27 protein-coding genes and 1 pseudogene are annotated in these 25,883 nt (G+C 59.1%); 7 read left to right on the top strand and 21 right to left on the bottom strand.

The genetic code is table 11. The features are described 5' to 3' along the window. Positions 1–56: 56 nt before the first annotated feature. The 8 genes and pseudogenes from PFAS1_RS23045 to PFAS1_RS23005 all read right to left on the bottom strand — a co-directional run bounded on the left by PFAS1_RS23045 (position 57) and on the right by PFAS1_RS23005 (position 7,710). Positions 57–1,067, bottom strand: coding sequence for a YeiH family protein (locus tag PFAS1_RS23045; RefSeq protein ID WP_076030641.1), 1,011 nt, complete (start codon positions 1,065–1,067; stop codon positions 57–59). Further along, positions 1,064–1,390 (bottom strand): Rieske (2Fe-2S) protein, encoded by a 327-nt coding sequence (locus PFAS1_RS23040; protein WP_076030640.1) that lies wholly within the window; start codon positions 1,388–1,390, stop codon positions 1,064–1,066. The genes PFAS1_RS23045 and PFAS1_RS23040 overlap by 4 nt, the downstream gene beginning before the upstream one ends. Continuing rightward, on the bottom strand, positions 1,387–2,052 hold the full coding sequence (locus PFAS1_RS23035) for a DsbA family oxidoreductase (RefSeq protein WP_076030639.1): 666 nt from the start codon (positions 2,050–2,052) through the stop codon (positions 1,387–1,389). Before PFAS1_RS23035 ends, PFAS1_RS23040 begins: the two co-directional genes overlap by 4 nt. Next, positions 2,049–3,380 (bottom strand): MFS transporter, encoded by a 1,332-nt coding sequence (locus tag PFAS1_RS23030; protein WP_074877748.1) that lies wholly within the window; start codon positions 3,378–3,380, stop codon positions 2,049–2,051. The genes PFAS1_RS23035 and PFAS1_RS23030 overlap by 4 nt, the downstream gene beginning before the upstream one ends. Before the next feature lie 91 nt (positions 3,381–3,471). Continuing rightward, positions 3,472–4,524, bottom strand: coding sequence for a beta-keto acid cleavage family enzyme (locus PFAS1_RS23025; protein ID WP_046049436.1), 1,053 nt, complete (start codon positions 4,522–4,524; stop codon positions 3,472–3,474). 87 nt (positions 4,525–4,611) lie between these two features. Then, positions 4,612–5,459: pseudogene (locus PFAS1_RS23020) on the bottom strand (TauD/TfdA dioxygenase family protein). 14 nt (positions 5,460–5,473) lie between these two features. Then, the gene (locus PFAS1_RS23015; RefSeq protein ID WP_076030638.1) at positions 5,474–6,454 is read right to left on the bottom strand and encodes a quinone oxidoreductase family protein; all 981 of its coding nucleotides are present in this window, start codon (positions 6,452–6,454) and stop codon (positions 5,474–5,476) included. Positions 6,455–7,311: 857 nt separating this feature from the next. Beyond that, positions 7,312–7,710, bottom strand: coding sequence for a YfeK family protein (locus PFAS1_RS23005; protein ID WP_076030637.1), 399 nt, complete (start codon positions 7,708–7,710; stop codon positions 7,312–7,314). Positions 7,711–8,178: 468 nt separating this feature from the next. On the opposite strand from PFAS1_RS23005, the gene PFAS1_RS23000 reads away from it, so the two are divergent. Together PFAS1_RS23000 and PFAS1_RS22995 are read left to right on the top strand one after the other, a co-directional pair. After that, positions 8,179–8,382 (top strand): hypothetical protein, encoded by a 204-nt coding sequence (locus PFAS1_RS23000; RefSeq protein ID WP_074875738.1) that lies wholly within the window; start codon positions 8,179–8,181, stop codon positions 8,380–8,382. Positions 8,383–8,513: 131 nt separating this feature from the next. Further along, positions 8,514–9,227, top strand: coding sequence for a metallophosphoesterase (locus tag PFAS1_RS22995; protein ID WP_076030636.1), 714 nt, complete (start codon positions 8,514–8,516; stop codon positions 9,225–9,227). Positions 9,228–9,317: 90 nt separating this feature from the next. On the opposite strand, the gene PFAS1_RS22990 is transcribed toward PFAS1_RS22995, so the two are convergent. Next, on the bottom strand, positions 9,318–9,515 hold the full coding sequence (locus tag PFAS1_RS22990) for a YbdD/YjiX family protein (protein ID WP_046049791.1): 198 nt from the start codon (positions 9,513–9,515) through the stop codon (positions 9,318–9,320). A 14-nt stretch (positions 9,516–9,529) separates the two neighbouring features. Then, the gene (locus PFAS1_RS22985) at positions 9,530–11,587 is read right to left on the bottom strand and encodes a carbon starvation CstA family protein (RefSeq protein WP_074875734.1); all 2,058 of its coding nucleotides are present in this window, start codon (positions 11,585–11,587) and stop codon (positions 9,530–9,532) included. A gap of 910 nt (positions 11,588–12,497) precedes the next feature. Between PFAS1_RS22985 and PFAS1_RS22980 the strand changes: the two genes are divergently transcribed. Next, positions 12,498–13,865 (top strand): cache domain-containing protein, encoded by a 1,368-nt coding sequence (locus PFAS1_RS22980; RefSeq protein WP_076030635.1) that lies wholly within the window; start codon positions 12,498–12,500, stop codon positions 13,863–13,865. Positions 13,866–13,896: 31 nt separating this feature from the next. After that, positions 13,897–14,529 carry a response regulator gene (locus PFAS1_RS22975; RefSeq protein WP_008154581.1) on the top strand — a complete coding sequence of 211 codons (633 nt, stop codon included), beginning with the start codon at positions 13,897–13,899 and terminating at the stop codon, positions 14,527–14,529. Between the two features lie 219 nt (positions 14,530–14,748). Here the strand turns inward: PFAS1_RS22975 and PFAS1_RS22970 are convergent, their stop codons facing one another. The 4 genes from PFAS1_RS22970 to PFAS1_RS22955 all read right to left on the bottom strand — a co-directional run bounded on the left by PFAS1_RS22970 (position 14,749) and on the right by PFAS1_RS22955 (position 19,351). Further along, a complete protein-coding gene (locus PFAS1_RS22970) occupies positions 14,749–16,095 on the bottom strand; it encodes a glutamine synthetase family protein (protein ID WP_076031579.1) in 1,347 nt (448 codons plus the stop codon). Positions 16,096–16,119: 24 nt separating this feature from the next. Further along, complete coding sequence (locus tag PFAS1_RS22965; RefSeq protein WP_074875728.1) at positions 16,120–16,674, bottom strand: helix-turn-helix domain-containing protein; 555 nt, start codon at positions 16,672–16,674, stop codon at positions 16,120–16,122. 25 nt (positions 16,675–16,699) lie between these two features. Next, positions 16,700–17,989: an NAD(P)/FAD-dependent oxidoreductase gene (locus PFAS1_RS22960; RefSeq protein ID WP_076030634.1), complete on the bottom strand. Its 1,290-nt coding sequence runs from the start codon at positions 17,987–17,989 to the stop codon at positions 16,700–16,702. Positions 17,990–18,148: 159 nt separating this feature from the next. Further along, entirely contained in the window at positions 18,149–19,351 is a 1,203-nt protein-coding gene (locus tag PFAS1_RS22955; RefSeq protein ID WP_076030633.1) for an NAD(P)/FAD-dependent oxidoreductase, read from the bottom strand. Positions 19,352–19,633: 282 nt separating this feature from the next. On the opposite strand from PFAS1_RS22955, the gene PFAS1_RS22950 reads away from it, so the two are divergent. Further along, on the top strand, positions 19,634–20,203 hold the full coding sequence (locus PFAS1_RS22950) for an RrF2 family transcriptional regulator (RefSeq protein ID WP_076030632.1): 570 nt from the start codon (positions 19,634–19,636) through the stop codon (positions 20,201–20,203). A 3-nt stretch (positions 20,204–20,206) separates the two neighbouring features. Here the strand turns inward: PFAS1_RS22950 and PFAS1_RS22945 are convergent, their stop codons facing one another. Further along, a complete protein-coding gene (locus PFAS1_RS22945; protein WP_074875721.1) occupies positions 20,207–20,542 on the bottom strand; it encodes a hypothetical protein in 336 nt (111 codons plus the stop codon). Positions 20,543–20,613: 71 nt separating this feature from the next. Beyond that, the gene (locus PFAS1_RS22940) at positions 20,614–20,832 is read right to left on the bottom strand and encodes a hypothetical protein (protein WP_074875719.1); all 219 of its coding nucleotides are present in this window, start codon (positions 20,830–20,832) and stop codon (positions 20,614–20,616) included. A gap of 170 nt (positions 20,833–21,002) precedes the next feature. Here PFAS1_RS22940 and PFAS1_RS22935 point away from each other — a divergent pair, with 170 nt between their 5' ends. Then, a complete protein-coding gene (locus PFAS1_RS22935) occupies positions 21,003–21,242 on the top strand; it encodes a hypothetical protein (protein WP_074875717.1) in 240 nt (79 codons plus the stop codon). Between the two features lie 180 nt (positions 21,243–21,422). Here PFAS1_RS22935 and PFAS1_RS22925 read toward each other — a convergent pair whose 3' ends face one another. Next, positions 21,423–21,626 (bottom strand): DUF2188 domain-containing protein, encoded by a 204-nt coding sequence (locus PFAS1_RS22925; RefSeq protein ID WP_076030631.1) that lies wholly within the window; start codon positions 21,624–21,626, stop codon positions 21,423–21,425. A 211-nt stretch (positions 21,627–21,837) separates the two neighbouring features. Between PFAS1_RS22925 and PFAS1_RS22920 the strand changes: the two genes are divergently transcribed. After that, positions 21,838–22,200: an NUDIX hydrolase gene (locus PFAS1_RS22920; RefSeq protein WP_076030630.1), complete on the top strand. Its 363-nt coding sequence runs from the start codon at positions 21,838–21,840 to the stop codon at positions 22,198–22,200. A gap of 5 nt (positions 22,201–22,205) precedes the next feature. On the opposite strand, the gene PFAS1_RS22915 is transcribed toward PFAS1_RS22920, so the two are convergent. The 4 genes from PFAS1_RS22915 to benA are packed head-to-tail and all read right to left on the bottom strand — an operon-like array spanning position 22,206 to position 25,877. Next, positions 22,206–22,979 (bottom strand): 1,6-dihydroxycyclohexa-2,4-diene-1-carboxylate dehydrogenase, encoded by a 774-nt coding sequence (locus tag PFAS1_RS22915; RefSeq protein WP_076030629.1) that lies wholly within the window; start codon positions 22,977–22,979, stop codon positions 22,206–22,208. 24 nt (positions 22,980–23,003) lie between these two features. Continuing rightward, a complete protein-coding gene (gene benC, locus PFAS1_RS22910; protein ID WP_033057713.1) occupies positions 23,004–24,017 on the bottom strand; it encodes a benzoate 1,2-dioxygenase electron transfer component BenC in 1,014 nt (337 codons plus the stop codon). A gap of 10 nt (positions 24,018–24,027) precedes the next feature. Next, complete coding sequence (gene benB, locus PFAS1_RS22905) at positions 24,028–24,516, bottom strand: benzoate 1,2-dioxygenase small subunit (RefSeq protein ID WP_076030628.1); 489 nt, start codon at positions 24,514–24,516, stop codon at positions 24,028–24,030. Further along, positions 24,513–25,877 carry a benzoate 1,2-dioxygenase large subunit gene (gene benA / locus PFAS1_RS22900; RefSeq protein ID WP_076030627.1) on the bottom strand — a complete coding sequence of 455 codons (1,365 nt, stop codon included), beginning with the start codon at positions 25,875–25,877 and terminating at the stop codon, positions 24,513–24,515. The genes benB and benA overlap by 4 nt, the downstream gene beginning before the upstream one ends. Between the last annotated feature and the right edge of the window lie 6 nt (positions 25,878–25,883).

Raw genomic sequence — 25,883 nt, 5'->3', positions numbered from 1 at the left:
GTGGGGGCGCTCCGCACCCCAACGGGAGCAAGCTCCCTCGCCACAGTGTTGTGTGCCTACATACCCCAGCGCAGCAACAGCAGCACCAGCACGACGAGGAACACCGTTTCCCCCACCATCAGCAGGATCGGCTTGATGCCCACCGCCGCCAGCTCCTTGAGCTGGGTTTTCATGCCCAGGGCGCTGATGGAAACCACCAGGCACCAGCGCGACAGTTCATTGACCGACCCTTGCACCACCGGGGCCACCCAGCCGGTGCTGTTGATACAGGCCAGGATCAGAAACCCGACGGCGAACCAAGGCAGCAGCGGCGGCCGTTTTCCGGCCGGATCGGCACCTTGCATGCGGGTGATCATGGCGGCACAGACGATCACCGGCAGCAGCATGGCAACCCGCATCAACTTGACCACCGTGGCCGTATCGCCGGTCTCGGTCGACATGCTGTAACCGGCACCGACCACCTGGGCGACATCGTGAATGGTCGCCCCCAGGAACACGCCCGCCACTTGTGGCGACAACGACAGCCAGTTGGCAATCATCGGGTACACGATCATCGCCAGGGTGGACAACGCCGACACCCCGATCACCGTGAACAATGTCGCGCGTTCTTTCTGCGGATGATTGGGCAATGCCGCCGCCAGCGCCAATGCGGCCGATGCACCACAAATCGCGGTGGCGCCACCGGTGAGCATGCCGAACAAACGCTGAAAGCCCAGCGCCTTGGCCGCGATCACCGAGACGCCGATGGTCACCACCACCACAATCACCACCAGCGCCACAGGCTTCCAGCCCAGCGCGGCAATCTGTTCGAGCGTGATGCGCATGCCCAGCAGCGCCACGCCAATGCGCAACACGGTGCGTGCGGTGAACTCGATGCCAGCCTTGCAGGCACCGTCACCGGCCAGGAAGTTCAGCGCCATGCCCAGCAACAAAGCGAACAGCATTACCGGCGCGCCATAGTGCTCGGACAAAAAGGACGCTGCGGCTGCGACGATCAGGCTAACGACAAAGCCTGGCGCCAGCTCGCGCGTTCGGCTGTGGATACGGGTGAGAGCGATGGCGCTCATGGCGCGGACTCCTCGGCAACGATAACGATGAATGCCTGGCCGTCGATGATCTCGACCGGATAATTGGCGACTTTGATTGCGGTGGAATTGAGCAAGTAACCGCTGCGCAAATCGAAGCGCAGGCCATGGGCGCAGCATTGAATCACCCGTCCATCAAGGCGCCCGCCACACAGCGAGGCGCCCTGGTGCGGGCAACTGTCGTCGATGGCGAACACGTCACCTTCGACGTTGAATAACGCCAGGCTTTTGTCATCGAATTCGAACAGTGCACGACCGCCCGCCTGCGGGAGTTTTCCGGCAGGCACGGGGATACGCCGGTTCATGCCGGTTGCCGCTCGTTATCACTTTCTTTCAGTGCCTGGCTCATGGCCCCAAGCAGCGCCTGGGCAGGTTGTGCACCGATCACCGTCATGCGGCGGTCGAACTGAAAGCTCGGCACCCCACTGGTCGCGCCGGGCAAGCCTTCGAATGGCGTGGCGTCTCCCGTCAGGCAATCGAGCACCACGTCCGTATCGACGCCGCAGGCGCGGGCAATGGCGAGCAAAGTCTCGCGGCACCCCAGGTTTTCGCGTTTGCGGAAATAAGCGGCGAACAGCCGTTCGAGCAACATTTCACGCTGAGCAGCATTGCCCAGTACGCTGACGCGTTCGAACAAACGGTGGGCGTCTGCAGTGTTGGGCATCGTCTCGATGTGGCTGAGGTCGATGGTCAGTCCAACCGCCGCCGCAGCCTGCTGTACCTGGGCCTGGCGCATGGTCATGGCGTCGGCATTGCCCAGGCGTTTGCGATAGAAATCGGCGAAGGGCTCGCCTTCTACCGGCAACTGAGGCAGCAACTGCACGCCATGCCACACCGTGGTGATCTGCACGTCCGGGTGGCGACTGCGAAACTGTACCTGCGCATGCTCCAGTTGACGCTTGCCGATCAGGCACCATGGGCAGATGAAATCGAAGAACACATCAATACGTAAACGACGACCACTCACAACTTCACCTCTAACACCGCTTTGCTAATCGAATCTCGGACTTGCTCGCCCTTAAGCCGGGCAATGTCCTTGTGGTAATGACACTTGGCATAAAAGAACACGGCCGCCGCCGCGATGCTGACCAGTGGCACCAGCTGAAAAGCAGCCTGCAAGCCAATCAGGTCGGACACCCTGCCGGTGATGAACGGCCCAGGCGCGAGTCCCAGCATGTTGTTGGCCAGGGTCAACGTGGCGAAGGCCGTGCCGTGGACCGAGTAATGGGTCAGGTTGGCAACCATCGCTCCGCAAGGGCCGGTCGTGCCGGCGGCAATCAACATGCCCAGGCAGATCAGCAGCAATTGCCCAGGCCCCGCCGGCAGAGCGAACGCCGCCGACAACAGCAGGCAACTGCCCAGGCAATAAGCGATGGCCAACGCCACTTTGCGCTCCGGCGAATGACGGCACAGTCGATCACTGAGCATGCCGCACAGGATCATCCCCGCCCCGCTGCACAGCACGATGATCGCCGCGAGGCCACCTGCCTTGTCGGTGGCCATGTCGTAATAACGATTGAGGTAACTGGGCATCCACACAATGACGGTGCCGCCGACGAACAGTTGCAAGCCGCTGCCGATGTAGGCCGCGATCACCGAGCGGCTGGAAAACAGCGTACGCAATGGACGCTTGACCGCGGCAGCTGCCTTGTTCGCCACCTGAGCGGCACGTTGCGGCGCAATGCGTGCTTCCTTGACGATGATCGGATAAAGCACCGCCAGCAGCAGGCCGAACAGCGCCATGCCGGCAAACGACCATCGCCAGCCAAGCTTGGCGGCGATTGCACCGCCCAGCGCCATCCCTAATACCGAACCGAACATGCCACCCGCCATGAACGCACTGGCCAGGGTTGCCCGCATGTGTTTGGGAAATACCGAGATCACCACGGCGATGCCGACGCTGCCGTACGCCGCTTCGCCGACGCCGACCATGAACCGTGCAATGAACATCTGCTGATAGTCCTGCGCCAATGCGCAGCCCAGCGTCGCCAGGCTCCACAGCAAAGCCATCAGCGCCAGGCTTTTTACCCGGCCGAAACGATCCGCCAGCAATGACAGGGGAATGGTCAGCAGCCCCACCATCAGGGCGACAATGCCACTGAGCAGGCCGAGCTGGCCGTCGCTCAGGGCCCATTCGCCCTTGAGCATCGGGAACACCGCGTTCAGCACCTGACGCGACATGTAATCGGAAATCAACAGCCCGAACGTCAGTGCAAAGACGATCCAGGCGTACTTGCGCGCAACGCCGACGCCACTACAGTCGTCATCGTCTGCGGCGATTGGGTGAAAGGCCATGCAGCCTCCTCAAAGCTTTGTTTTATTGTTGTTATCAAGCGTGTTGCAGTGCAGCGAGCGGGAGGCCTTTGCCCCCCGCTTCGTCTGCCGATCAGCCGCGTTGCGGCACACCTTTCTGCCCAGCCTTGCGGTTGGGGGCCATGCCGTTGGCCAGCAGCGTTTCTTCGATGCTCTGGTACTGCACGCCGATGCGGTAGATCTCACGGGCTTCTTTGCCGGTGGCGATTTCGCGGCCCAGTTCATGGGCGATGCGTACGGTTTGCTTGATTTGCGCAACCGAGCCGAAACGATCGCCCTTGTGATCAATGATAGTGTCTTCATTGCCCACACGCGGGTGCATACCCATGGCCATCGACATGGTGTTGAACGGCATGACGTTTTTCAGCAGCGACTCGGAGGTCAGGGTGCATCCGTCTGGCGCGCGGTGGATGAAGTTGAAAAAGTTGAACGGATTGGGGCCATCGAAACCGCCGCCAATGCCGATCCAGGTCAGGTTCAACGGGCCCTTGTAGACACCCTTGCGCACCAGACGCTCGAGGGTTTCCATGGCGTGCATGCCGGTCAGCTGGAAGTGCGGCTGGATGCCGTTGTCCATCAGACGCTTGAGGTGCTCGGCGACCCAGGCCGGGCCTGCCGGAACGGTCATTTCGCTGTAGGCGGCCTGATACAGGGGATTGGCCAGGGACGTGCCTTCCAGGTATTGCGGATACAGCAGCTCCATGATGTTCATCTGGGTGGTGTTGATGGCCACCGTGACCTGATCCGGTTTTGGCGTCAGTTCAGCCAGCATGTGCCGGGTATCGTCAGACAGCCACTTGGCGGCTTCGCCATCGCTTTCCGGCGCAAAGGAAATCGAGCCACCGACCTGGATGATCATGTCCGGCACGGCTTCACGCACGCCGGCGATCAATTCGTTGAACTTGGACAGACGCTTGGAACCCTTGCCGTCCAATTCACGCACGTGCAGGTGCAATACCGTTGCACCCGCCTCATAACACTCAACCGCCTTCTGCACCTGCTCATCCATGGTCAGCGGGATGTCTTCGGGGAAATCTTCAGGCATCCATTCCGGGCCGTAGGGGGCCACGGTGATCACCACCTTTTCCATGTTTTCCGGGTGCAGGGAATCGTCGAAGAATTGCATGAGTTACTCCTGTTCTTATGATTGTCGCGCCCACCCGGGATCGTGCCGGGCAGGCGTGTTTACGAGTGCGAATGCAGTAGGGGTCGATCAGTAGGTCTTGTCGCCGATGATCCCGGCACGCTCCATCTTGCGATGGCACGGCGGGTAATCCATGACGGCGTAGTGCTGGGTGCTGCGGTTGTCCCAGATGGCGATGCTGTTGGGTTTCCAGCGCCAGCGCACCTGATACTCGGGGATGTAGGCCTGGCTGATCAGGTAGCGCAGCAACTCGCTTGCGCCAGGGTTGGCGTCCTGGCCGAAGCGCACCCGCTCGGGGTGTGGTAGTTGCTCAAGTGCGTGGTGAAGGCGTTGACGAACAGCACCTTCTCCCCGGTTTCCGGGTGGGTACGCACCACCGGGTGCTCGGCATCCGGGTACATCGCCTTGAGCGCCAGACGCTTTTCGATTGGCATGGCGGCACCGAAACTCGCTTCGATGCTGTGGCGGGCGCGCAGGTCGGCGATCTTCACCTTCACGTCCTCCGGCAAGCGCGCATAGGCCTCGACCATGTTGGCCCACATGGTGTCGCCGCCCACCGGTGGGCATTCCACGCAGCGCAGCACGCAGCCCATCGGCGGCGCCTCGCGCCAGGTCGCGTCGGTGTGCCAGGCGTTTTCGTAGCGGTCCATCGGCTGGTCGGGATTTTTGTAGATGCGCACCAGCCCGGGATGATCCGGATCACTGCCAGCCACCGGATGGTCTTCCAACTCACCGAAGCGGCGGGCGAAGGCCACGTGCTCGGCGCGAGTGATGTCCTGATCGCGCAGGAACACCACCCGATGCTTGAGCAACTGAGCACGAATCTCGGCAAAAAGACCATCGTCATGCACCGCGTCGGCGAGGTTGACGCCGATCAGTTCGGCGCCAATGCTGCAGGTCAATTGTTCGACTTTCATGGCGGACAACCCCCTTAAATGACGAAAATCGAAGAGCCCGTGGTTTTGCGTGATTCCAGGTCGCGATGGGCCTGCACGGCATCCTGCAAAGCATAGTGCTGGTTGATCTCGATCTTGATCCGACCGCTGCCAACGTGGTCGAACAATTCGCCAGCCAGGGCCGCTTTTTCCGCGGGGTCGGAAATGTAATCGGCCAGGGCCGGACGCGTCATGAACAGCGAGCCTTTCATCGCCAGCAGTACCGGATCCAGGGCCGGGATAGGACCGGATGCCGTGCCGACGCACACCATCAGGCCACGACGCTTCAGCGAGTCCAGCGAACCCATGAAGGTGTTCTTGCCGACGCTGTCGAACACCACGTTGACCCCCACGCCATCAGTCAACTCGCGCACGCGCTGGGCGACATCTTCGTGGCTGTAATTGATGACATGGTCGCAGCCATGGGCCAGGGCAATTTCACCCTTGACCGCGGTGGACACGGTGCCGATGACGGTCAGGCCGAGCAGCTTGGCCCACTGCGAAACGATCAGGCCCACGCCACCGGCAGCGGCGTGCAGCAGAATGCTGTCGCCGGCCTTGAAATCGTAGATGCGCCGCATCAGGTACGAAGAGGTCAGGCCGCGCATGGTCATGGCGGCGGCGGTCTCGAAACTGATGGTTTCCGGCAGCTTGATCAACGGCGCGGCCGGAATCAGGCGTTCGGTGCTGTAGGCCCCCAAGGTATTGAGAAACCCGGTGTAGGTGACGCGATCGCCTACACGGACATTGGTAACCCCCTCGCCGATAGCCTGGACCACACCGGAAGCTTCAACCCCCATGCCGTTGGGCATCGGGATCGGGTAAGTGCCGTTGCGAAAGTAGGTGTCGGCATAGTTCAGGCCGACCGCCACATGACGAAGACGAACCTGGCCTGGACCGGGGTCGCCAACTTCGACCTCCTCATAGCGGAGGACTTCGGGACCACCGGTTTCGTAGAAGCGTACGGCTTTGGCCATTTTTCTTATTCTCCAATCTGCAAGATGGGCGTGCTGCGTCGAATTGCGCTGATTGGACTGTAGGACGCCGTCTGCAGGGTCGCTTCTCATCAGACGACAATGGCTTTTCATTTCATGACAACTGGGTGTGTGTATGAATCCCGGAAACGTAAAAGTACGGCAAGTGTGGGCTGATGCCGGGGTACATATCCGTTTCTGCGGTCACGGCGACTATTGGTTTCGCTTTTACAGCGAGTCACTTGGAAAAGCCCCAAGTAACCAAGGGCTCTTGCCCCTTTCGTTCGGTACCTCGCTTAGGCTCGGCATGCCCTCGCTCCGGTCCTGCTCCGTGGGCCCGCCGCCATCGGCCATCCATGGCCGGGGGCGGCTAACCCGGCATCCATGCCGGGTTGCCCACTGCGCAGAACCTCCACTCGGCCTCTCGAGGGGGCGGTGCATCAAGATCAAAAGCTGCAGGCGAGCTAACGCTCGGCCTGTTGAGTGGTGAAGAACAAAAGCTGTACGCCGATCTGCTTTATGTGGGAGCGGGCTTGCTCGCGAAGCTGTTGATCTTGCCGTTGCCGTTGCCGTTGCTTTGGCTTTGATCTTGATCTGCCTGCCCCTTTCCCAGAGGCCGAACGCAGGCGTTGCGCAGGGGGCACCGCGGCAAGGATGCCGCGGTAGCCGCCCCCGGCCATGGATGGCCGATGGCGGCGGGCCCCCCGGAGCAATGCCGGAGTGAGGGCATGCCGAGCCTAGGCGAGGCACCGAATGGAGGGGCAAAGCCTTTTGGTTCCTTTTTGGCGTTTGAAAAAGGGACTCGCTGTAAGAGCGAAACCGCCAGCCGCCATCACCGCAGAAACGGATATGTACCCCGCTCAATGACGCTGACGTTGTCTCTGTAGCTCCGTCTTCAGCCAGGTGCTCGCCGGCTGAACGCCAGTTGCGCACCGCACTTGATAGGCTTTGCCAGACATGCTGCTTTTAGTGGCAGCAAGATCGATGAAGTCTTCTGCGCTACGCACCAGGTTCTTGCCTTCGAGATAATCCAGCTTCTTTTCAAGATGTGCCCGAGCCTCAGGTCCAGGGTACTCACTGCCGTTGCGCACGAACTTGCACTCGCTGCGCTCTACAAAATCCAGCAAGCCCTTTATCTCCTGGCTCGCCTGTGGCGAGGTTTGAGCCTGTACACCGCCCGCCACAAAAAGGCCGATAGAAACAGCGATCAGCCATTGGCGGAAAATGGATCGAATCACCGCTACTTTCAAAATCCACATGATTAACTTCCTTGTCCTGAAAGGGGTGACTTTCTGTGGAAAAAAAGGGGATCAATGAGCCCAATGCCTGTGCGCGAGCAGTTGGCCAAAGTCGCAGTTACTTATCCCTGTATCGGCATCAGACTCATTGATCGTTGCCCAGCTCAATGTTGGGCGATTTCCATCTAACAGAATGGAGATGCATTGGCGCGTCAACAGCGACCATGCACTATTTTTTTAGCAAAACTACTTCTGCACGTCTAATCACCTTTTTCCCCCGCCTTATAGGCTCAGGAAATATCCCGTTAAGGCCCCGCCACCACCATTCGTCGCATCAGAAACCTGGTGCGATTTTTTTGACAATGACTGGCTCAAGGTTTGCACAAGACGCACCTAGCTGCCCCAGAACGACGTAATTCTGACGCGACAGCACTTACTTAACGCTTAGGACGCCAGCGATGCGCTTGGTCAGTCACCGGGAGATGTAACGTGTCAACTCTCAACGAAATCGCAGCGAACCACGCGAGAATGGCCAAGGCTCTTGTCGAAGCGTCGACCGGGCCGAGTGAGCGCCACACCCAGATTGTGGAGACTTTCGAAGTTCCAACCCTGGATGCGCAACACATGCCTCTGCACCTTATCGCCAGCGTGCAGGACAACCCTTTCGGGCAAGCAACGGCTTATTTGCTCTGACAATGTTTGATCCGGCCAGCTTGTCGGGCAAGCGGAAAAGGTCCGCTTGCCGGCGCGGTAAGGTCGGGTACCACTTATTGGCCTAAACTCACCTGACTAGCCCGTTGGGGAGCTGCCGGAGTGGCATTCCCATGCTCGAAAATTTAGAGATGTCACGCGTCAAGCGCTTCGCTGCAAACGTTGCCGGCCGGGATTTCGCGGTCGGGGATATTCATGGCCATTTCACTCGGTTGCAGGATGCGCTGGATGCAGCCGGGTTCAACCACTCGGTAGATCGCCTGTTCAGTGTTGGCGATCTGATTGACCGTGGGCCCGAATGCCATGATGCACTCGAGTGGCTGGACAAGGCATGGTTCCACCCGGTGCGAGGCAACCATGACGACTACGTGGTGTACTTCGATACCTGCGACGTCGACAGCTGGATCGACAACGGCGGTTCATGGTTCATGGAGCTGCCGCTGTTCGAGAAGCAGGCATTCGCGGCGCAGTTCGCCAGGCTCCCTATCGCGATTGAAATCGAAACAGCCTACGGCCTGATCGGCATCGTGCACGCCGATTGTCCATTTCCATCATGGCAGCAACTGCGAAAGGAACTGGAGTCGCCGGAAAGCAACAGGCGTCTGCAGGAGGTGCAACACTACTGCATGTGGTCACGAAGGCGGATCGATCAGCAGGAGGCGCATGGCGTTGAAGGCCTGCGCGCACTGGTCGTAGGGCATACACCGCTGTATATGCCCCTCAGCCTTGGCAATGTGATTCACATCGATACGGGTGGCTGGAGACCAGACCGTGGTTACTTCACCCTGCTGGATCTCGAAACGCTCGAAACCATCCCCGCAAGCTGACTCAACACGGATCAGCTACTCAAAAAAAAACCCGGCCTCATCAGCCGGGTTTTTTATTAGCTATTCAGGTGGCATCACTGCCACCGTCCATCAACAGCACTTCGGCCCAGCCTTGCTTCCGTAACGAGCTTCCTGGCGCTCCCGAAAGAACACCTCATAACTCATAACCGGTTTGTCCGGGTGCTTGGTTTGCATGTGCTCGACGTAATTGTCGTAGTCGGGCATCCCGACCATCAGGCGCGCGGCCTGACCGAGGTATTTACCGAGGCGACTCAAGTCATTGAACATGCTGCACTCCTCGATCAAGCGTCCGGCAGAGCCTGGAATGGCGCTTCTTTGTCCGTACGTTCCTTGCTGCCCCAGGCGGCGATACCGACCTTGAGTGCAAAGAACAGGATGCTGAAGACCACCAGCAAGAACAGCGCCGTCAGCGTTGCGTTGGTGTAGGCGTTGTAGATCACGTGTTGCATCTGGTCGATGCTCTTCGCCGGGGCGAGGATCTGACCGTTGGCCAAGGCATCGCTGTACTTCTTGGCCAGGGCCAGGAAACCGATCGCCGGGTTGGCATCGAACAGCTTGATGAAACCGGCGGTGGTGGTGCAGATCAGCAGCCACACAGCAGGCAACATGGTGACCCAGACGTAGCGCTGGCGTTTCATTTTGATCAGCACAACGGTCGCCAACATCAGCGCGATACCGGCCAGCATCTGGTTGGAGATACCGAACAGCGGCCACAAGGTGTTGATGCCACCCAGCGGATCGATCACGCCCTGGTACAACAAGTAACCCCACATCGCCACACAACCGGCGGTTGCGATCAGGTTGGCGGTCCAGGATTCGGTGCGTTTCAGCGCCGGCACGAAGGAACCGAGCAAATCCTGCAGCATGAAGCGTCCGGCACGGGTACCGGCATCCACAGCCGTCAGGATGAACAACGCCTCAAACAGGATCGCGAAGTGGTACCAGAACGCCATGGTGTTCTCACCCGGCAGAAGCTGGTGCAGGATCTGCGCGATACCCACCGCCAGGGTCGGCGCACCGCCGGCACGGGCCAGGATGGTGGTTTCACCGATGTCCCTGGCCACCGCTTGCAGCGCTTCCGGGGTAATCGCAAAGCCCCAGCTGCTGACGGTCTGAGCAACCGTAACAGCGTCAGAGCCGACAAGCGCCGCCGGGCTGTTCATGGCGAAGTACACGCCCGGTTCAATCACCGACGCGGCAACCATGGCCATGATGGCGACGAAGGATTCCATCAGCATGCCGCCGTAACCGATGTAACGGGCATGGCCTTCGCTGGCCAACAACTTCGGTGTGGTACCGGAAGCGATCAGCGCGTGGAAACCGGAAACCGCACCACAGGCGATGGTGATGAACAGGAACGGGAACAGACCGCCCTTCCACACCGGTCCGGTGCCGTCGACGAACTGGGTGAGTGCCGGCATTTTCAGGTCGGGCATGGTGATCAGGATGCCGATCGCCAAAGCCACGATGGTGCCGATTTTCAGGAAAGTCGACAGGTAGTCCCGCGGCGCCAGAATCAGCCACACCGGCAATACCGCGGCGACGAAACCGTAGCCGATCAGCATCCAGGTGATCTGGATCCCGGTGAAGGTAAAGGCCTTGGCCCAGACCGGATCAGCAGCAATCTGCCCGCCGAGCCAGATCGAACCGAGCAGCAACAGCACGCCGACGATGGAGATTTCACCGATGCGGCCCGGGCGGATGTAGCGCATGTAAATGCCCATGAACATCGCGATCGGGATGGTCGCCATCACCGTGAAAATACCCCACGGGCTCTCGGCCAGGGCTTTCACAACGATCAGCGCCAGCACCGCGAGGATGATGATCATGATCAGGAAGCAGCCAAACAGCGCGATGGTCCCGGGGATGCGGCCCATTTCTTCACGGACCATGTCGCCCAGGGAACGGCCGTTGCGGCGGGTGGACATGAACAGGACCATGAAATCCTGAACGGCACCGGCCAGCACTACGCCGGCAATCAGCCACAGCGTACCGGGCAGGTAACCCATCTGCGCCGCCAGCACCGGACCGACCAGCGGCCCCGCACCAGCAATGGCTGCGAAGTGGTGACCGAAGAGCACGTGTTTGTTGGTCGGCACGTAGTCCAGACCGTCATTGTTAACGACAGCGGGCGTGGCACGATTGGGGTCGAGTTGCATCACTTTGGTAGCGATGAACAGGCTGTAGTAGCGGTATGCAACGAGATAGATAGCGACTGCTGCGACTACGATCCAGAGGGCATTGATCGCTTCGCCGCGGCGCAGGGCCACGACACTTAGCGCAAACGCTCCCAGGACAGCCACGGCAAACCAGGCGAGGTGTTTAGCCAGACGGGGCATAGCGTGTCTCCTGCCGACAGCCAATGGACTGCGGCGGTAATTTTTATAATTGTGTCCGCTGTGCGGAGCTGGCCCAATATCCCCGCATGCCGTCTACAAATAAATCCGCGTTACTACGTACGTGGCGCCTACGTAGTTCTACGTAGATGACGGTGAGCTTCTTGTTTGAGCGACGGCGCAGCGATTCGACTTGGTCGCGAATGCGAGTTGTCATTCAAGATTGATGTCGTCTGATATACCTCCATCGCGAGCGAGGTCGCTCCCACAGGGGAATGGTGTACATCTGCGACTATTTGGTCGGCTGTCAGGCCGCCTTCGCGAGCAAGCCCGCTCCCACAGGGATTGGATGTTTGGCAGGAAGTGATTGGTCGGCTGTCAGGCCGCCATCGCGAGCGGGCTCGCTCCCACAAGGGATCGGCGTACACCTTTCGCTTCTCACCACTCAACAGGCCGAGCGTTAGCTCGCCTGCAGCTCTTGATCTTGATCCACCCGCCCCTTCGGGAGGCTGAGTGGAGGTGTTCATCTGGGGGGCAGGCGCGCAGCGCCGTTCGACGCAGTCGAACACATCGAGAGGAGGTCGAAGCGAAGCCGACCGGAGGCGATGCCCCCAGATGAATACCGGAACGAAGGAACGCCGAGCCCAAGCGAGGGGCCGGACGCTGGGGCGAGACTTTTTGGTTCCTTTTGTGGCGTTTGACAAAAGGGACTCGCCGTAAGGGCGAAACCATTAGCCGCCGTTACCGCAGCAATGGATATGTACACCTGAAAGAGATTGGTCGGCTGTCAGGCCGCCATCGCGAGCAAGCTCAGCTACTACAAGTCATTCCGTCCAGCACCGCTACTGGCCCCGCGTATCTTTGGCATATGATGCCGGGCCTTCGCCTTCCCTCGGTCCGGACAGGAGCACAGATGCAGCTCAAACACAAAATCGTCGCGCTCGGGATTCTGCCGCTGATGCTGGCCATCGCCGTCATCTGTGCGCTGGTGATTTCCATGAACCGGCAACTGGGTGAACAACAGGCGCAACTGATCGAAGACAGCATTCTGGCGAGCAAGCGCGCAGAACTTAAGAACTACGTCGAAATGGCGCAAAGCCTGATCGAACCGCTGTACGACGACGGCCACGGCGACGAACACGCCCAGCAAAAAGTATTGGAAGAACTGCGCAAGCTCAGCTTTGGCATCAATGGCTACTTCTTCGTCTACGACCACGAAGGCCGCAGCCTGATGCACGCTCGCCAGTCGGAGCTGGTGGGCAAATACCTGTGGGACATGAAAGACCCTCACGGTTTGCCGGTGATCCAGGCATTGCTCAAAAGTGCGCAATCGGGCGAAGGCTTTCAGCGCTACGCCTGGAACAAACCCTCCTCCGGCCAGGTGACCGACAAGCTCGCCTATGTGGTGATGCTGGATCGTTGGGGCTGGATGCTCGGCACCGGCATTTACCTTGAAGACGTTGAACGCGCGACCCAACAGGCGCGTGACGAAGTGGCCCAGGGCATTCGCAAGACCATGCTGGCGATTGCCGCGGTGGCCCTCGTGGCGGTGCTGTTTGTCTTCGCCAGCGGCATGACGCTGAACGTCAGCGAGCATCGTCTGGCCGACAAAAAACTGCAGCGCCTGACCCAGCGTATCGTCAGCTTGCAAGAGGAAGAGCGCTCACGGGTTTCCCGTGAACTGCACGACGGCATCAGCCAGTTACTGGTCTCGATCAAGTTTCAGTTCGAACTGGCCAGCCACCTGCTCGAGAATGGCCAAGCACATGACAAGGGCTTGAGTACGCTAAGAGACGCCACGCAGCGCCTGGGCGAAGCGATTGGCGAGGTTCGCAGCCTCTCCCACGACCTGCGTTCCTCGCTGCTCGACACCCTGGGCCTGCCGGCGGCGATCGGTCAACTCGCCGCAGAATTCGAGCAACGCAGCGGCCTGGTGGTGACTTTTAACGACAACGAATTCGACTGCCACCTGGTCGATGGGGCAGCGGTCTCGCTGTTTCGCATCGTGCAAGAAGGCCTGACCAATATTGAACGACACGCCCAGGCTAAAAACGTCTCCATTACCCTGCACGGGTCCGAAGATTCCATTCGTTTGACGGTGGTCGATGACGGTATCGGTTTCAACGTCGCCCAGGTTGAACGTCGTCACGCGGGCATTGGCCTGCGTAATATTCGTGAGCGTGTCGAGCATTTTGGTGGACGATTCGATCTGATCTCAATGCCGGGAAGAAGCGAGCTGGACGTTTGGCTGCCAATGAAAACGCCCGGTACAACACACTGACTCGCCCCCACAACAAGAGTGAATACCCGCGATGAACCTGCCCTACCCGATCCGCGTCGCCCTGGTCGACGATCACGCCCTGGTCCGCGACGGGATCAAAGCGCTGCTGGCGGTCATGCCTCCCCTGGAAGTCGTGGGCGAAGCCGAGAGTGGCGCGGATGCCATTGAAATGGTCGGGCGCTGCCAGCCGGACCTGTTGCTGGTCGACATCAGCCTGCGGGACATGAACGGACTCGAGTTGACCCGGGTATTACGCAGCCAGTACCCGTCGCTCAAGGTGCTGGTGCTAAGCATGTACGACAATAACGAATACGTGAGTGAATCCGTTCGCGCGGGGGCCAGCGGCTATGTCCTGAAGAACTCACCGTCGCGGGAAATCATCGCGGCGATCGAAGCCATCGCCAGTGGCGGCACGTTCTACAGCGCCGAGATCGCCCAGCGGCTCATCGCCGATAAAAATACCGACAACGAGCTGACACCGCGCGAGAGCCAGGTGTTGTACAAGATGGCTCAAGGGCTGAACAACAAGGAGATGGCCCGCGAACTGGACATCAGCGTTCGCACGGTCGAAACCCATCGCCTGAGCATCCGGCGCAAACTCAACATCGACAAACCCGCGGCCCTGGTCAAATACGCGATCGATCACGGGATCATTTCACGCTAGCGGATATACATTTGTCGCGAATTTCAGGCAAAAAAAATCCCAGGCAGCTGATGGACGCCTGGGACTCAAAATGCATAAACCGTGGTGGTGAACGCGGGCGAATATTACTTAATATTTCTGTCTGTAACAAGATATTTTGACTCACCAACCAGTTACTAAACCTTCTAACTCATTAAATATCCACACATTTTTTATGGACGCACCTTAACAAGGGCTGACTTAGAGGTACCAGCGATACTCCCGCGCGCTGATGTCGTGCAGGAATGCCAAATGGTCCTGGCGCTTGTTTTCGCAATAGACATCCACAAACTCAGCCCCCAATCCCTCGCGCAGCTGAACGTTGTTTTGCATTGCACGCACGGCCTCCAGCATCTCCAGCGGGAAGTCGATTCCGCTGCCACGATCTTCATTGAGGGATGCAATCGGTTCACGACCCACTTCCAACCCGTGCTCCAGCCCGACCAGAATCGCCGCCAACACCAGATATGGATTGGCATCCGCGCCCGCCAGGCGATGTTCGATGCGCAGATTCTTCGCGTCCGACTCAGGCACCCGCAGGCAGGCGTCACGATCTTCAAAACCCCAACTGGCGCGCGTCGCCACATTCACCGTGCCGCTCAAGCGCCGCATGGCGTTGTGATTCGGTGCAAAGATCGGCATGCAATGCGGCAACACTTCAAGGCAACCGGCCACGGCATGGCGCAGCGCCTGCTGATCGTTTGCTGCCAACAGGTTGGTTCCCGCCTCGTCGTAAAGGCTCACATGCACATGCATGCCGCTACCGGGATGCTGCAAATAGGGTTTTGCCATGAAGCTGGCGCGGTGATTGTGCTTGAGGGCCACGCCCCGTGTGCTGCGGCAGAACAGGGCTGCCCAGTCGGCCGCACGCAGGCCATCGTCAAGGTGACCGAAATTGATTTCGAACTGGCCCGGGCCCAGCTCCGCAGTGATCACTGTGGCATCAATGCCTTGCGCCCTCGCCGTCTCGACCATGTCATCGAGTACCGGTGAAAATCTCGACAGCCGTTCGATGTGCATATTCGGCTGATCATCGGCATCGTCGGTCAGCTGATCGCGAGGGAACTGTGGCAAGCCGTCACGCAGCTGGCGATCGAACAGATAGAACTCCAGCTCGAACGCGACGACGGGGAAAATCCCTTTTCGGCCAAGGCGCTCGAGCACCTGCGCCAACACTTCGCGCGGCTCGAAGACGATAGGCTTTTCAGTACCGCTCGAGGTAATCAGCATCTGCCCCAGCAGTTGTTTTTCCCAGCTCACGGGCTTGAGCGTACCGGGCACCAGGCGGCGGGGAGCATCCGGGTCGCCGTCGTTGAAACAGTAGTCGCCGATTTTGAACAGACCGCCCTGCGTACCCAGCAACACACAGTTTTGCGGCAGCTTGAGCGCGCTGCCAGCGGCGACCTTCTCGAGCATTTCTATCGGGTAGCGCTTGCCATAAAAATGCCCGGGAATATCCAGGGAAATCAGGTCAACGTAACGCACCTGCGGGAAGCGCTGGCGAAACGCGCGAACCTCAGCAACCAGATCAGAGCAGACAGCATCCATCATTAGTGTTCCTTGTTGTTTTTATCAGGTGTAAACCCAAAGCACCCGGGCGAGCCGATCCGAGAGGTTGCCGTAGCGGCAATGTGTGTGACTGGCCAGCTGGAAACTGTCGCCGGTGCGCAACGTCACCGGTTTGTCGTCATCCAGCCATAGCGTCAGCTCCCCCTCGAGGACATAGCCACCCTGCTCCGAGCTGTCGTTCATGTGCCGGTCACCGCTGCTGGCGCCGGGCTCCAGTTGGCTTTCAAGCATTGAGAAGGACGCCCTCATCTTCGGTGAGACGAGGATGTCGGTGATCCCGTCGGCGTAATACAGCGTGCGTCGCTCATCCGGACGGGTCACCCAAGGCAACGCCATGGGCTTGGGCAAACTGTAGAAATAGGTGGTCGGCACGCCGAGGGTTTCGCTGATGGCGGTCAAGTCCGCCACCGTGGGACGTGATAAACCCCGTTCTACTTGCGAAAGAAAGCCCACCGAACGACCGATTTTGTCCGCCAAGTCTTTCAGGGTGTATTTTTTGTGTTTGCGCAGGTCCTGGATCAGGATCGCCAGCGCCGAGATTTCTTCTTGCATGTCCATCAGAAGTTTTCCAGAAATTGATGTTTCAAAGGCTGTCGCGCAGGCGATACCAGGCTTTGCCGATGGCTTCCAGCGGTGCTGCCAAATACTTTCCACCGGGAAAGCTGCCGTTGATCAAACCCTGGTACAACGCCAGCTCATCGGGCTGGCCAAGGATCGCGTCGGACACGGCACGCGCCCCGGCCAACGTCGGCAGCACGCCATGTCCGGAGTAACCCTGTAGCCAGTAGAGATCGCCACGTCGACCGATGTCAGGCGTGCGCTTGAGGGTCAGATCGATGTGCCCTCCCCAGGCAAAGTCCAGTTCGACGCCTTTCAGTTGGGGAAACACGCGCTCCAGATAGGGCCGTGTCGCAGCGGCGATGTCCTTCGGCATGCCGCCCAGGTAAGTGCATCCACCGCCGAACAGCAGGCGGTTGTCTGGTGTACGGCGGAAATAATCGAGGACAAACTGGTTGTCGGTGACGCACACATTGCTCGGTAGCAACGCGGTCGCCTGTTGCTTTGAAAGTGGCGCGGTGGCCACCTGATAAGTGCCGACCGGTAACACGCAACTCGACAGTTGCGGATCAAGCCGATCAAGGTAGGCGTTGCACGCCAGCACCAGCACGTCGGCGCGAATGCGACCGCGTTCAGTGGTGACCACGTAACGATCGCCTTCTTCGTGATAACTCAACGCCTTGCTCTGTTCATGAATGCATCCACCGGCCTGTTCAATCGCAGCGGCGAGGCCGAGCGCCAGTTTCAGCGGATTCAAATGCCCGCCTTCAGGATCGAACAGGCCCGCCTGATAGCGCTCACTGGCGACCCAATCAGGCAACGCCTCGCGCGAGATGAACTGCAAACCATCGTGGCCCCACTTGTGGCTGGCCTCGTGTTGCCATTCTGTCAGCAGACTCACCCGACGCGGCATCACCGACGTCCACAGGTGACCAGGCCGATAGTCACAATCGAAACCATGGCGGCCAGGCAAGTCTCGCAACTCCCGGGCAGCCCAACGCATGCTGTCCCATAACCGGCGCGCACGCTCATAACCTAGCGCTTCCTCCAACGGCGGCATGTCACACGACCAACCGAGAATGGCCTGACCGCCATTGCGCCCCGAGGCGGCCCAGGCCACCCGACTGGCTTCCAGCAACGTCACGCGCTTACCGGCCAGGGCCAGACGCAACGCCGTATGCAACCCACTGAAGCCGGCCCCGATGATCAACACTTCGGTGTCCTGCTCGCCCTCAAGTACAGCTCGATCCACCAAGCGATCCGCGCAGGTGTGGGCGTAATAGCTGGAGACGTGCTGGGTAGATTGCTGGAACATACGGCCCTCATGAAATTTTATACTTATAATTTCATGAAAAACTACACGTTAAATTTCACGCCCGCAACCGCTCAAGGCGCAAAAAAAATCCCGCCCAAGAAAACCCGGGCGGGATTTTTTCTAAACAGACAGCGTTATCGAAGCAACGCTGCCAAGGTTTCAGGCGACAGGAATCATCGGATCCGCCGAAGCCAGTGCAGTGACACGATCAGCCGCGGGCGGGTAGATCCACATCGTGTTGATCTGAGTCTTCAGCGCCTTGCCTTCCTCCCTGACCAACTTCACCTGGCGGTCCCAACCCTCGGTGTAGACCGCGCCCCAGGCACCCAGATCGAGGCAGGTCACGTATTTCGGCTGGCTGTACGGGGTCGGGTCCACGCCCAGAATCTGCGCAGCAACGTTGTTGCCGGCATGACGACCCAGCGAGATCGCGTGCTGACAGGTCATCAATGCGAAGTTGCCGATGTCATCGCTGGCGGCATAGGCGACGTCGCCGGTGGCAAAGATGTCTTCCTGACCAATGACTTTCAGGTGCGCATCGACGTGAAGACGACCGAGGTGGTCGCGCTCGGCCGGAATCTGCTCGGTCAACGAGCTGGCGCGCACACCGGTGGTCCAGACCACGGTTTTGGCATCGATGCGCTGGCCATCGGTCAGGGTCACGCCATTTTCATCGACGGCGACGACCGACGATTTCAAGCGCCATTTCACGCCCGTTTCAATACTGGCTTCAACGATCGACTTGGCGATCTCGGCGCCCATGGACCCGCCAACTTTCTCGCCACGATCAACGATGATCACGTCGATGTCGGCGCGATCACCCAGGATGGCGCGCAGCCGCGCAGGCATTTCGGTCGCGGTTTCAATCCCGGTAAAGCCACCGCCAGCCACCACTACGGTGTTGCGGGCTTTGCTTTCTGGCAGGTTGACCAGGGACTTGAGGTGATTTTCCAGGCGTATGGCCTGTTCGATCTGATCCACGTCGAAGGCGTGTTCCGCCACACCTGGCGTGTTCGGCAAGGCCAGGCGGCTGCCGGTCGCCAGAACGAGTTTGTCGTAGTTGCACACCCGCTGGTTGCCGGACGCATCAACGTAGCCGACCCGTTTTTGCTCAACGTCGATGGTTTCGGCAGAGCCCTTGATGAACTGGACGCCAACCGCATCGAACAGTTCGCCGATCGGTGCGGCCAACTGGTGCGCATTCGGCTCGTAGAAACGCGGACGCACTCGCAGCTCGGCCTGAGGAGCCAGAACGGTCACTTCAACGTCGCTGTGGCCATGAATGTCGAACAGACGCGTGGCGCTCAAAGCCGTCCACATGCCACCGAAACCTGCGCCAATAACCAGGATGTGTTGTTTCATTGTTAACTCCGGGGAAAAGACCAAGTGATGAATTCGTTAAAGGTCACGCGCTTCGGTTGGGCTGCTTTCCAATGCGGACCTGACAACGGCGACTATATTGATCCTAGTTGCATGGCACAAAGCGAATTTACCGATGGTTGGTATCGAAAAGTTTGATTTGTCCGAAAAAGGCCTATCGAGAGCCAAAACTGCCGCGCGACGCATAATGAAGAAGCGACAGGACGCGTTGCCCTGCTCGCGTGCCGCTGTTAGCATTTGCGACTACTTTGGTCGGAGATTGATATGTCTCTTTACAGCGCAGGCGTTGAGTACGGCATTCACTGCCTGGTTTTTCTGGTCGGCAGCAGCGGCGACACCCGTGAGGCGAGCGTGCGAGACCTTGCCGAGCTGCAAGGCGTACCACAGGACTATCTGGCAAAAATCTTCACCAAACTGGCCAAGGCAAAACTGGTGGTCGCCACTGAAGGCGTACGCGGCGGCTTCAAGCTGGCCCGGCCTTCTGACGAAATCAGCATTCTGGATATCGTCAATGCCATCGACGGCCAGAAACTCATCTTCGATTGCCGAGAGATTCGGGGGCGTTGCGCTTTGTTCGAAGGTTCCGCGCCAGCGTGGGCGCTGGCGGGTCCATGTTCGGTGCATGCCGTCATGATGACCGCGCAAAAACGCATGGAAGACGCCCTCGCCCAGCAGACCATTCTTGATCTCGCCAGAAAGGTCGGACGAAAAGCGCCGGCGCAATTCAATGCTCAGGTGGACAACTGGATAAACGATCGTCGGGAAAAGAAAATCAATGCGAGCACTCAGGCAAGCGCCGACCCGATCATCCAGGTCACCGAAATCACCGACTAAACCTTAAAGACAATCACGCACTGCCTGACGCAACGCCCCGGATTTCGCCCAGGGCGGCCCCTGATAAAGCGATACGTGACTGCCATCCTTGGATTTCACGATATCGACAATTTCGTCGGCCGTGATGATGCTCGGCGCCGTGACTCTGTAGCCATTGGAAATCGCCGATTGGGTCGTATTGGGTATCTCCCGCTGCCACGCCGGCAGAACGCATGCGGCATAGTCTTTCGGCACCTTGTCGCTGTACTTGCTGACGTTGGGTTCACCCGGCACCAGGGACGCGGGCAATGAACAGCCTGCCAGCAACGCCAACCCTACTCCCCCAATCAATTTGCGCATGACGCTTCCTTATCCCGAAAAAAGGGGAATGTAGCGTGTCGCTGTCCAGACATCCATCCGTTGCACTGAACTCAGCAAGGGGCGTTGTGATCGCCGGTTTCCGGGTATGACCTCTCGTTCAGATAAGTCATCCATCTTTCATACGCTTCGTGCTGCCATTGAGTGACCCGCTCCCATTCCGGGCCGCTCAGCTGATGTGCAGAAATCAGCTTCATCATTTCCGTGGTGGCCGCGTCCAGATCAACGATCAGCTCATGGGCATGAAATCTAAACTCATCAGTCGCCGTCATTTGATGTTGCCTCGCCCTAGCAAAAATTGACTACCTCACTACGACATCAAATCTGCGGGTTCGCGTTCATCTTCCCGACAGAAGGTTGCACCAACGGTCCAGACGAACAAAACGCCCTGGCCCGGGAAATGGGACTAAAATTTTGTAGCGGAGAATGGCAGGAGGTCATCATGTGGCTTAACGAATCTGAAAATGAACTTCGGCGTGACCTGCAAGGGCTTGCGTCGGATTTGAGATGGTCAGCCGTAGAGCTTTTACGCATCGCAGAGCAGCTACGCCTGACTGGCAATGACGTGGATGCACAAGCAATCCTGAAGCTGTGCGAGTTGTTTCAGGGAGATGAAGAACGACTGAAGGGGTATGCCGAGGAAGTGAAGGCCAAGATCATCACTCGAACAAAAGCTCAATAGCAGAGCATTGCCATGCACAAACCTCCAGGCGCGCTGGTCGTTGTACTGGCGGCGTTGGGTGGCTGCAGCTCCGAATCGCGTGTTTATCGGGATCGAACGCTGGTTGCAAAGGGCGAGACCGGCATGAGCAAGGATCAAGTGCACAAAGAAAAGCCCCGGCGAACCAGGGCTTCAAGCGTGCTATTTGTCTGATTGCTGGCTGCGTGCAGGCCGACTTGCTCTGGCCTTGTAGCCTGGAAGAGCGGCCGCAAAGGCCAGTGCTTCCTCTCTACTGCCAAAGGCTCCAAGCCGGTCACCTTTGGTGCACACCCGCCACGGGCCGTTGTTCACGCTGAGTACGTCATAACCGTTCATGTGCATTTTGGTCAGCATCGGAACGCTCATAGTCACCTCCATTTCGGCAGTGATGATCCTGGATTCACTTGAATACCTTACACCCGCCCCTTCAAGAAGTGCCGACCAGACGTCGCGCCAGTATTTCGAAACGCGATCGCACTTCCAGCCTCGTCCATCACTCCAACCATTGAGGCAGACACCTCGGCTCGAATATTGCATTTTTATGACTGTTTTATGACAAACAGCAATCGGGTAACACATGAAAGTACGCGCGACCGTCATTTGCGAGCAACACCGACACATTCTCCTGGTGCGCAAGCCAAGGAGTCGGTGGATGCTGCCCGGCGGAAAGGTTGAACGTGGTGAAGCCATTGCCGACGCCGCCACACGAGAGCTCCAGGAAGAGACCGGGCTTGGGGTCGCTGGGATGCTGTACCTGATGGAATTGCAAACGGCCAGCACCCAACACCATGTTTACGAGGCCTCCGTGGAGAACGCGGATGAGGCCCGCCCACAAAACGAAATCTTCGATTGCATCTGGTATCCGCTGGACGCGGTCCAGGACCTGAACACCAGCAACGCCACGCTCAGAATCATCAAAGCGTTTCAGCGTCGCTTGTAAGTGAATCAACCGAGGTCGCCGCCACCGACCGGCATGATCATGCCGGTAATGTAAGACGCTTCGTCGCTGGCCAGAAACAGAATTGCGCTTGCCTGTTCATCCAGCGTGCCATAGCGCTTCATCAAACTGCTGTCGAGCGTCTGGTCGACTATCTGCTGATACCAGACCTTCTCTTGTTCGCTCTGATCAGCGCTGTTGCGCGGAATGACCCGCGGCGGCGCTTCAGTGCCACCGGGCGCGGTGGCATTGACCCGAATCCCGCGACCGGCGGTTTCGAACGCCAGGCAAGCGGTCAGCGCGTTGACCCCACCCTTCGCCGCACCGTACGGCACGCGATTGACACTGCGCGTGGCGATGGACGAAACGTTGACGATGGCGCCGCTGCCCTGCTCGAGCATGAACGGCAGCGCGGCATGACAGCACCACAGCGTCGGAAACAGTGAACGGCGCACCTCAGCCTCAATCTGCGACGCTTCGTAATGCTCAAAAGGCTTGGCCCAGATCGTCCCCCCCACATTATTGACCAGCACATCCAGACGCCCGAAACGCTCGACGGCAGTTTGCATGACTCGGCTGCATTCGCTGTATTGCTCAAGATCGGCAGTCAGCGCGAGCACCTGGCTGCCCTGCCCCAATTGCTGCTGGACATCGAACACCAGTTCGGAGCGATCGACCAGAATCAACCGCGCACCTTCCGCCGCCATGCGCTCGGCAACGCGCCGACCAATGCCTTGGGCTGCTCCAGTGATCAGCGCGACTTTCTCTGTGAATCTGTTCATTTCTCTCTCCCACAACAACGCGGCTCAGGCCGCGCTGGCGGCAAATTTCTCGTAGTAAAAGTTTGTCGGCGCGATGCCCTTTTCGCGGATGAACTGGCTGACCGCCTCGACCATCGGCGGCGGGCCGCACAGGTAGACATCGACGTCGCCTTCGTTCAAATGCTGCGGCTCGATGTGCTGGGTCACGTAGCCCTTGAGCGGGTGCTGACTGTCCGGGTTGGCCACGCAGGCACTGAAGCTGAAGTTCGGGATTCGCGCGGCAAAGGCTTCCAGTCGATCCATTTCCACCAGATCGAAATCGTTGGTCACGCCGTAGATCAAATGCAACGGATGTTCACTGCCCTGCTCGGCGATTTTTTCCAGCATCGCGGTAAACGGTGCCAGCCCCGTACCGCCGGCCAGCAGCAACAACGGACGGCGAATGTCGCGCAGATAGAAACTGCCCAACGGCCCCGCCAGGCTCATGCTGTCGCCGGCTTTGGCCATGCCGGTGAGGAAGCTGCTCATCAAGCCGCCGGGCACGTTGCGGATCAGGAAACTGACCTCGCCGTCGCGCTGCAACGAGCTGAACGAATAGGCGCGGGTCTGCTCGCTGCCGGGAATCCCCAGGTTCACGTATTGCCCCGGCAGGAACGCCAGTTTGCTCAGGGCTTCGCCCTTGATCGACAGCGCGATGGTGCTGTCGGACAACTGGCGCACGGCACTGATGGTCGCGTCGTAACTGGCCTGGCGGGTGCGGCATACCTCGGATGAGGTCGGCACGCGCACCACGCAATCGCTCTGGGCGCGCATCTGGCAGGTCAGGACAAAACCTTGCTCGGCCTCTTCCGCGCTGAGTGCATCTTCGATGTACTCCTCGCCCAAATCATAACGGCCGGCCTCGGCGAAGCATTTGCAGGTGCCGCAAGCGCCGTCGCGGCAATCCAGTGGAATATTGATGCCCTGGCGATACGCGGCATCGGCCACGGTTTCGCCGACATTGGCGTCGATGAATCGGGTGACGCCGTCTTCGAAATTGAATGCGATGGAATGAGTCATGACCGCTGCCTCACAGGTGGTAGACATCGATGACCTGGCGAACGTAATCGTTCTTCAGGATCACTTTCTTGGCCTTGATCAGCGGGTTTTCACCGCGCACATCGAGGGTGTAGAAACTGCTGCCGAAATAGCTGTCGACGGTCTTGTAGCGAAAGCTCAGGGTGTGCCAGTTGAAGCGCACGTTGCAGAAGCCGTCGGCCTGTTCGAGCAGCTCGATGTTGCTGATGTTGTGCGAGGTGCGGGTGTCCGGCATGGTGGCGCTGGAACGCTCGGTCTTGATGCGGAAGACGCGGTCTTCCAGGCCGGTGCGGTTGCCGTACCAGATCAGCGAGATTTCCCGTTGTGGGTCTTCAGTCAACTCGTCGTTGTCGTCCCAGGATGGCATCCAGAACGTCGCGTCCGGGGCGTACAACTCCAGCCATTCGTCCCACTGCCGGTCGTCGAGGTAGCGCGCTTCGCGGTAGAGAAAATCACGCACGGCGTCATAGGTGATGGTCATTGCACGGCCTCCACAGGAATCAGTTCGGACTGCTCGGCGGCCAAGGCCTTGAGCATGGTCTGCTGCCAATACTTGTGTTGCAGCACGAACAGGCCTTCGTCTTCGGTGCGCACACCGCTGAGCAGCGGATGCAGGTCGATTTCCCTGGCCGCCTCATCGGCGCCTTCGATCCAGTGTTCGGCGCCACGGGACATGTCGTTCCAGGCGGTCACGCTGCCCTGATAACTGGTCTGGCAGGAACGAAACTCTTCCAGGTCGTCCGGGGTCGCCATGCCGCTGACGTTGAAGAAGTCTTCGTACTGACGAATCCGGCTCGAACGGGCGTGGTCGCTTTCGCCTTTGGGGGCGATGCAGTAAATGGTGATTTCCGTGCGATTGACCGAGATCGGCCGGGCGATGCGGATCTGCGAACTGAACTGGTCCATCAGGTACACGTTCGGGTACAGGCACAGGTTGCGCGAGTTCTCGATCATCCAGTCGGCGCGGGCCTTGCCGAAGTCCTGGGCCAGTTCATCGCGACGCTCGTACAACGGGCGATCTTCAGGGTTGGCCCAACGGGTCCAGAGCAGCATGTGGCCCTTGTCGAAGGAGTAGAAACCACCGCCCTGCTTGGCCCAACTGCCGGCGCTCATGGTCGGGTTGCAATCGCCGGCCTCGCGTTGCTTGCGCTGATTCTGGGTAGCGGCGTAGTTCCAGTGCACGGAGCTGACGTGATAGCCGTCGGCACCGTTTTCGGCGGTGAGCTTCCAGTTGCCTTCGTAGATGTAGCTGGAAGAACCGCGCAGTACTTCCAGGCCATCGGCGGACTGATCGACGATCATGTCGATGATCTTTGCCGACTCGCCCAGATGCTCAACCAGCGAGACTACGTCGGCCTTGAGGCTGCCGAACAAGAAGCCGCGATATGACTCGAAACGCGCGACTTTGGTCAGGTCGTGGGAGCCTTCGCAGTTGAAGCTCGCCGGGTAGCCCGCTTCGGCCGGATCCTTGACCTTGAGCAGCTTGCCGGAGTTGTTGAAGGTCCAGCCGTGGAATGGGCAGGTGTACGAGCTCTTGTTGCCGGATTTGTGCCGGCACAGCGTCGCGCCGCGATGGCTGCAGGCGTTGAGGAACGCATTGAGCTCACCGTCCTTGTTGCGCGCGATGAAGATCGACTGGCGCCCCATGGTGGTGGTGTAGAAATCGTTTTTGTTGGGGATCTGGCTTTCGTGGGCCAGGTACAGCCAGTTGCCTTCGAAGATGTGCTGCATCTCGAGATCGAACAGCCGCGGGTCAGTGAACATTTCGCGCTTACAGCGATAGATACCCTGTTCTTTGTCATCTTCGAGCAGGGAGTGAAGGTATTCGGGTCGCAGGGACATGGCCGC

The organism is Pseudomonas frederiksbergensis (assembly GCF_001952935.1).
GTDB classification, from domain to species: domain Bacteria; phylum Pseudomonadota; class Gammaproteobacteria; order Pseudomonadales; family Pseudomonadaceae; genus Aquipseudomonas; species Aquipseudomonas frederiksbergensis.
The sequence above is the reverse complement of the archived record's forward strand: the minus strand, read 5'-3'. Positions and strand labels throughout refer to the sequence as shown.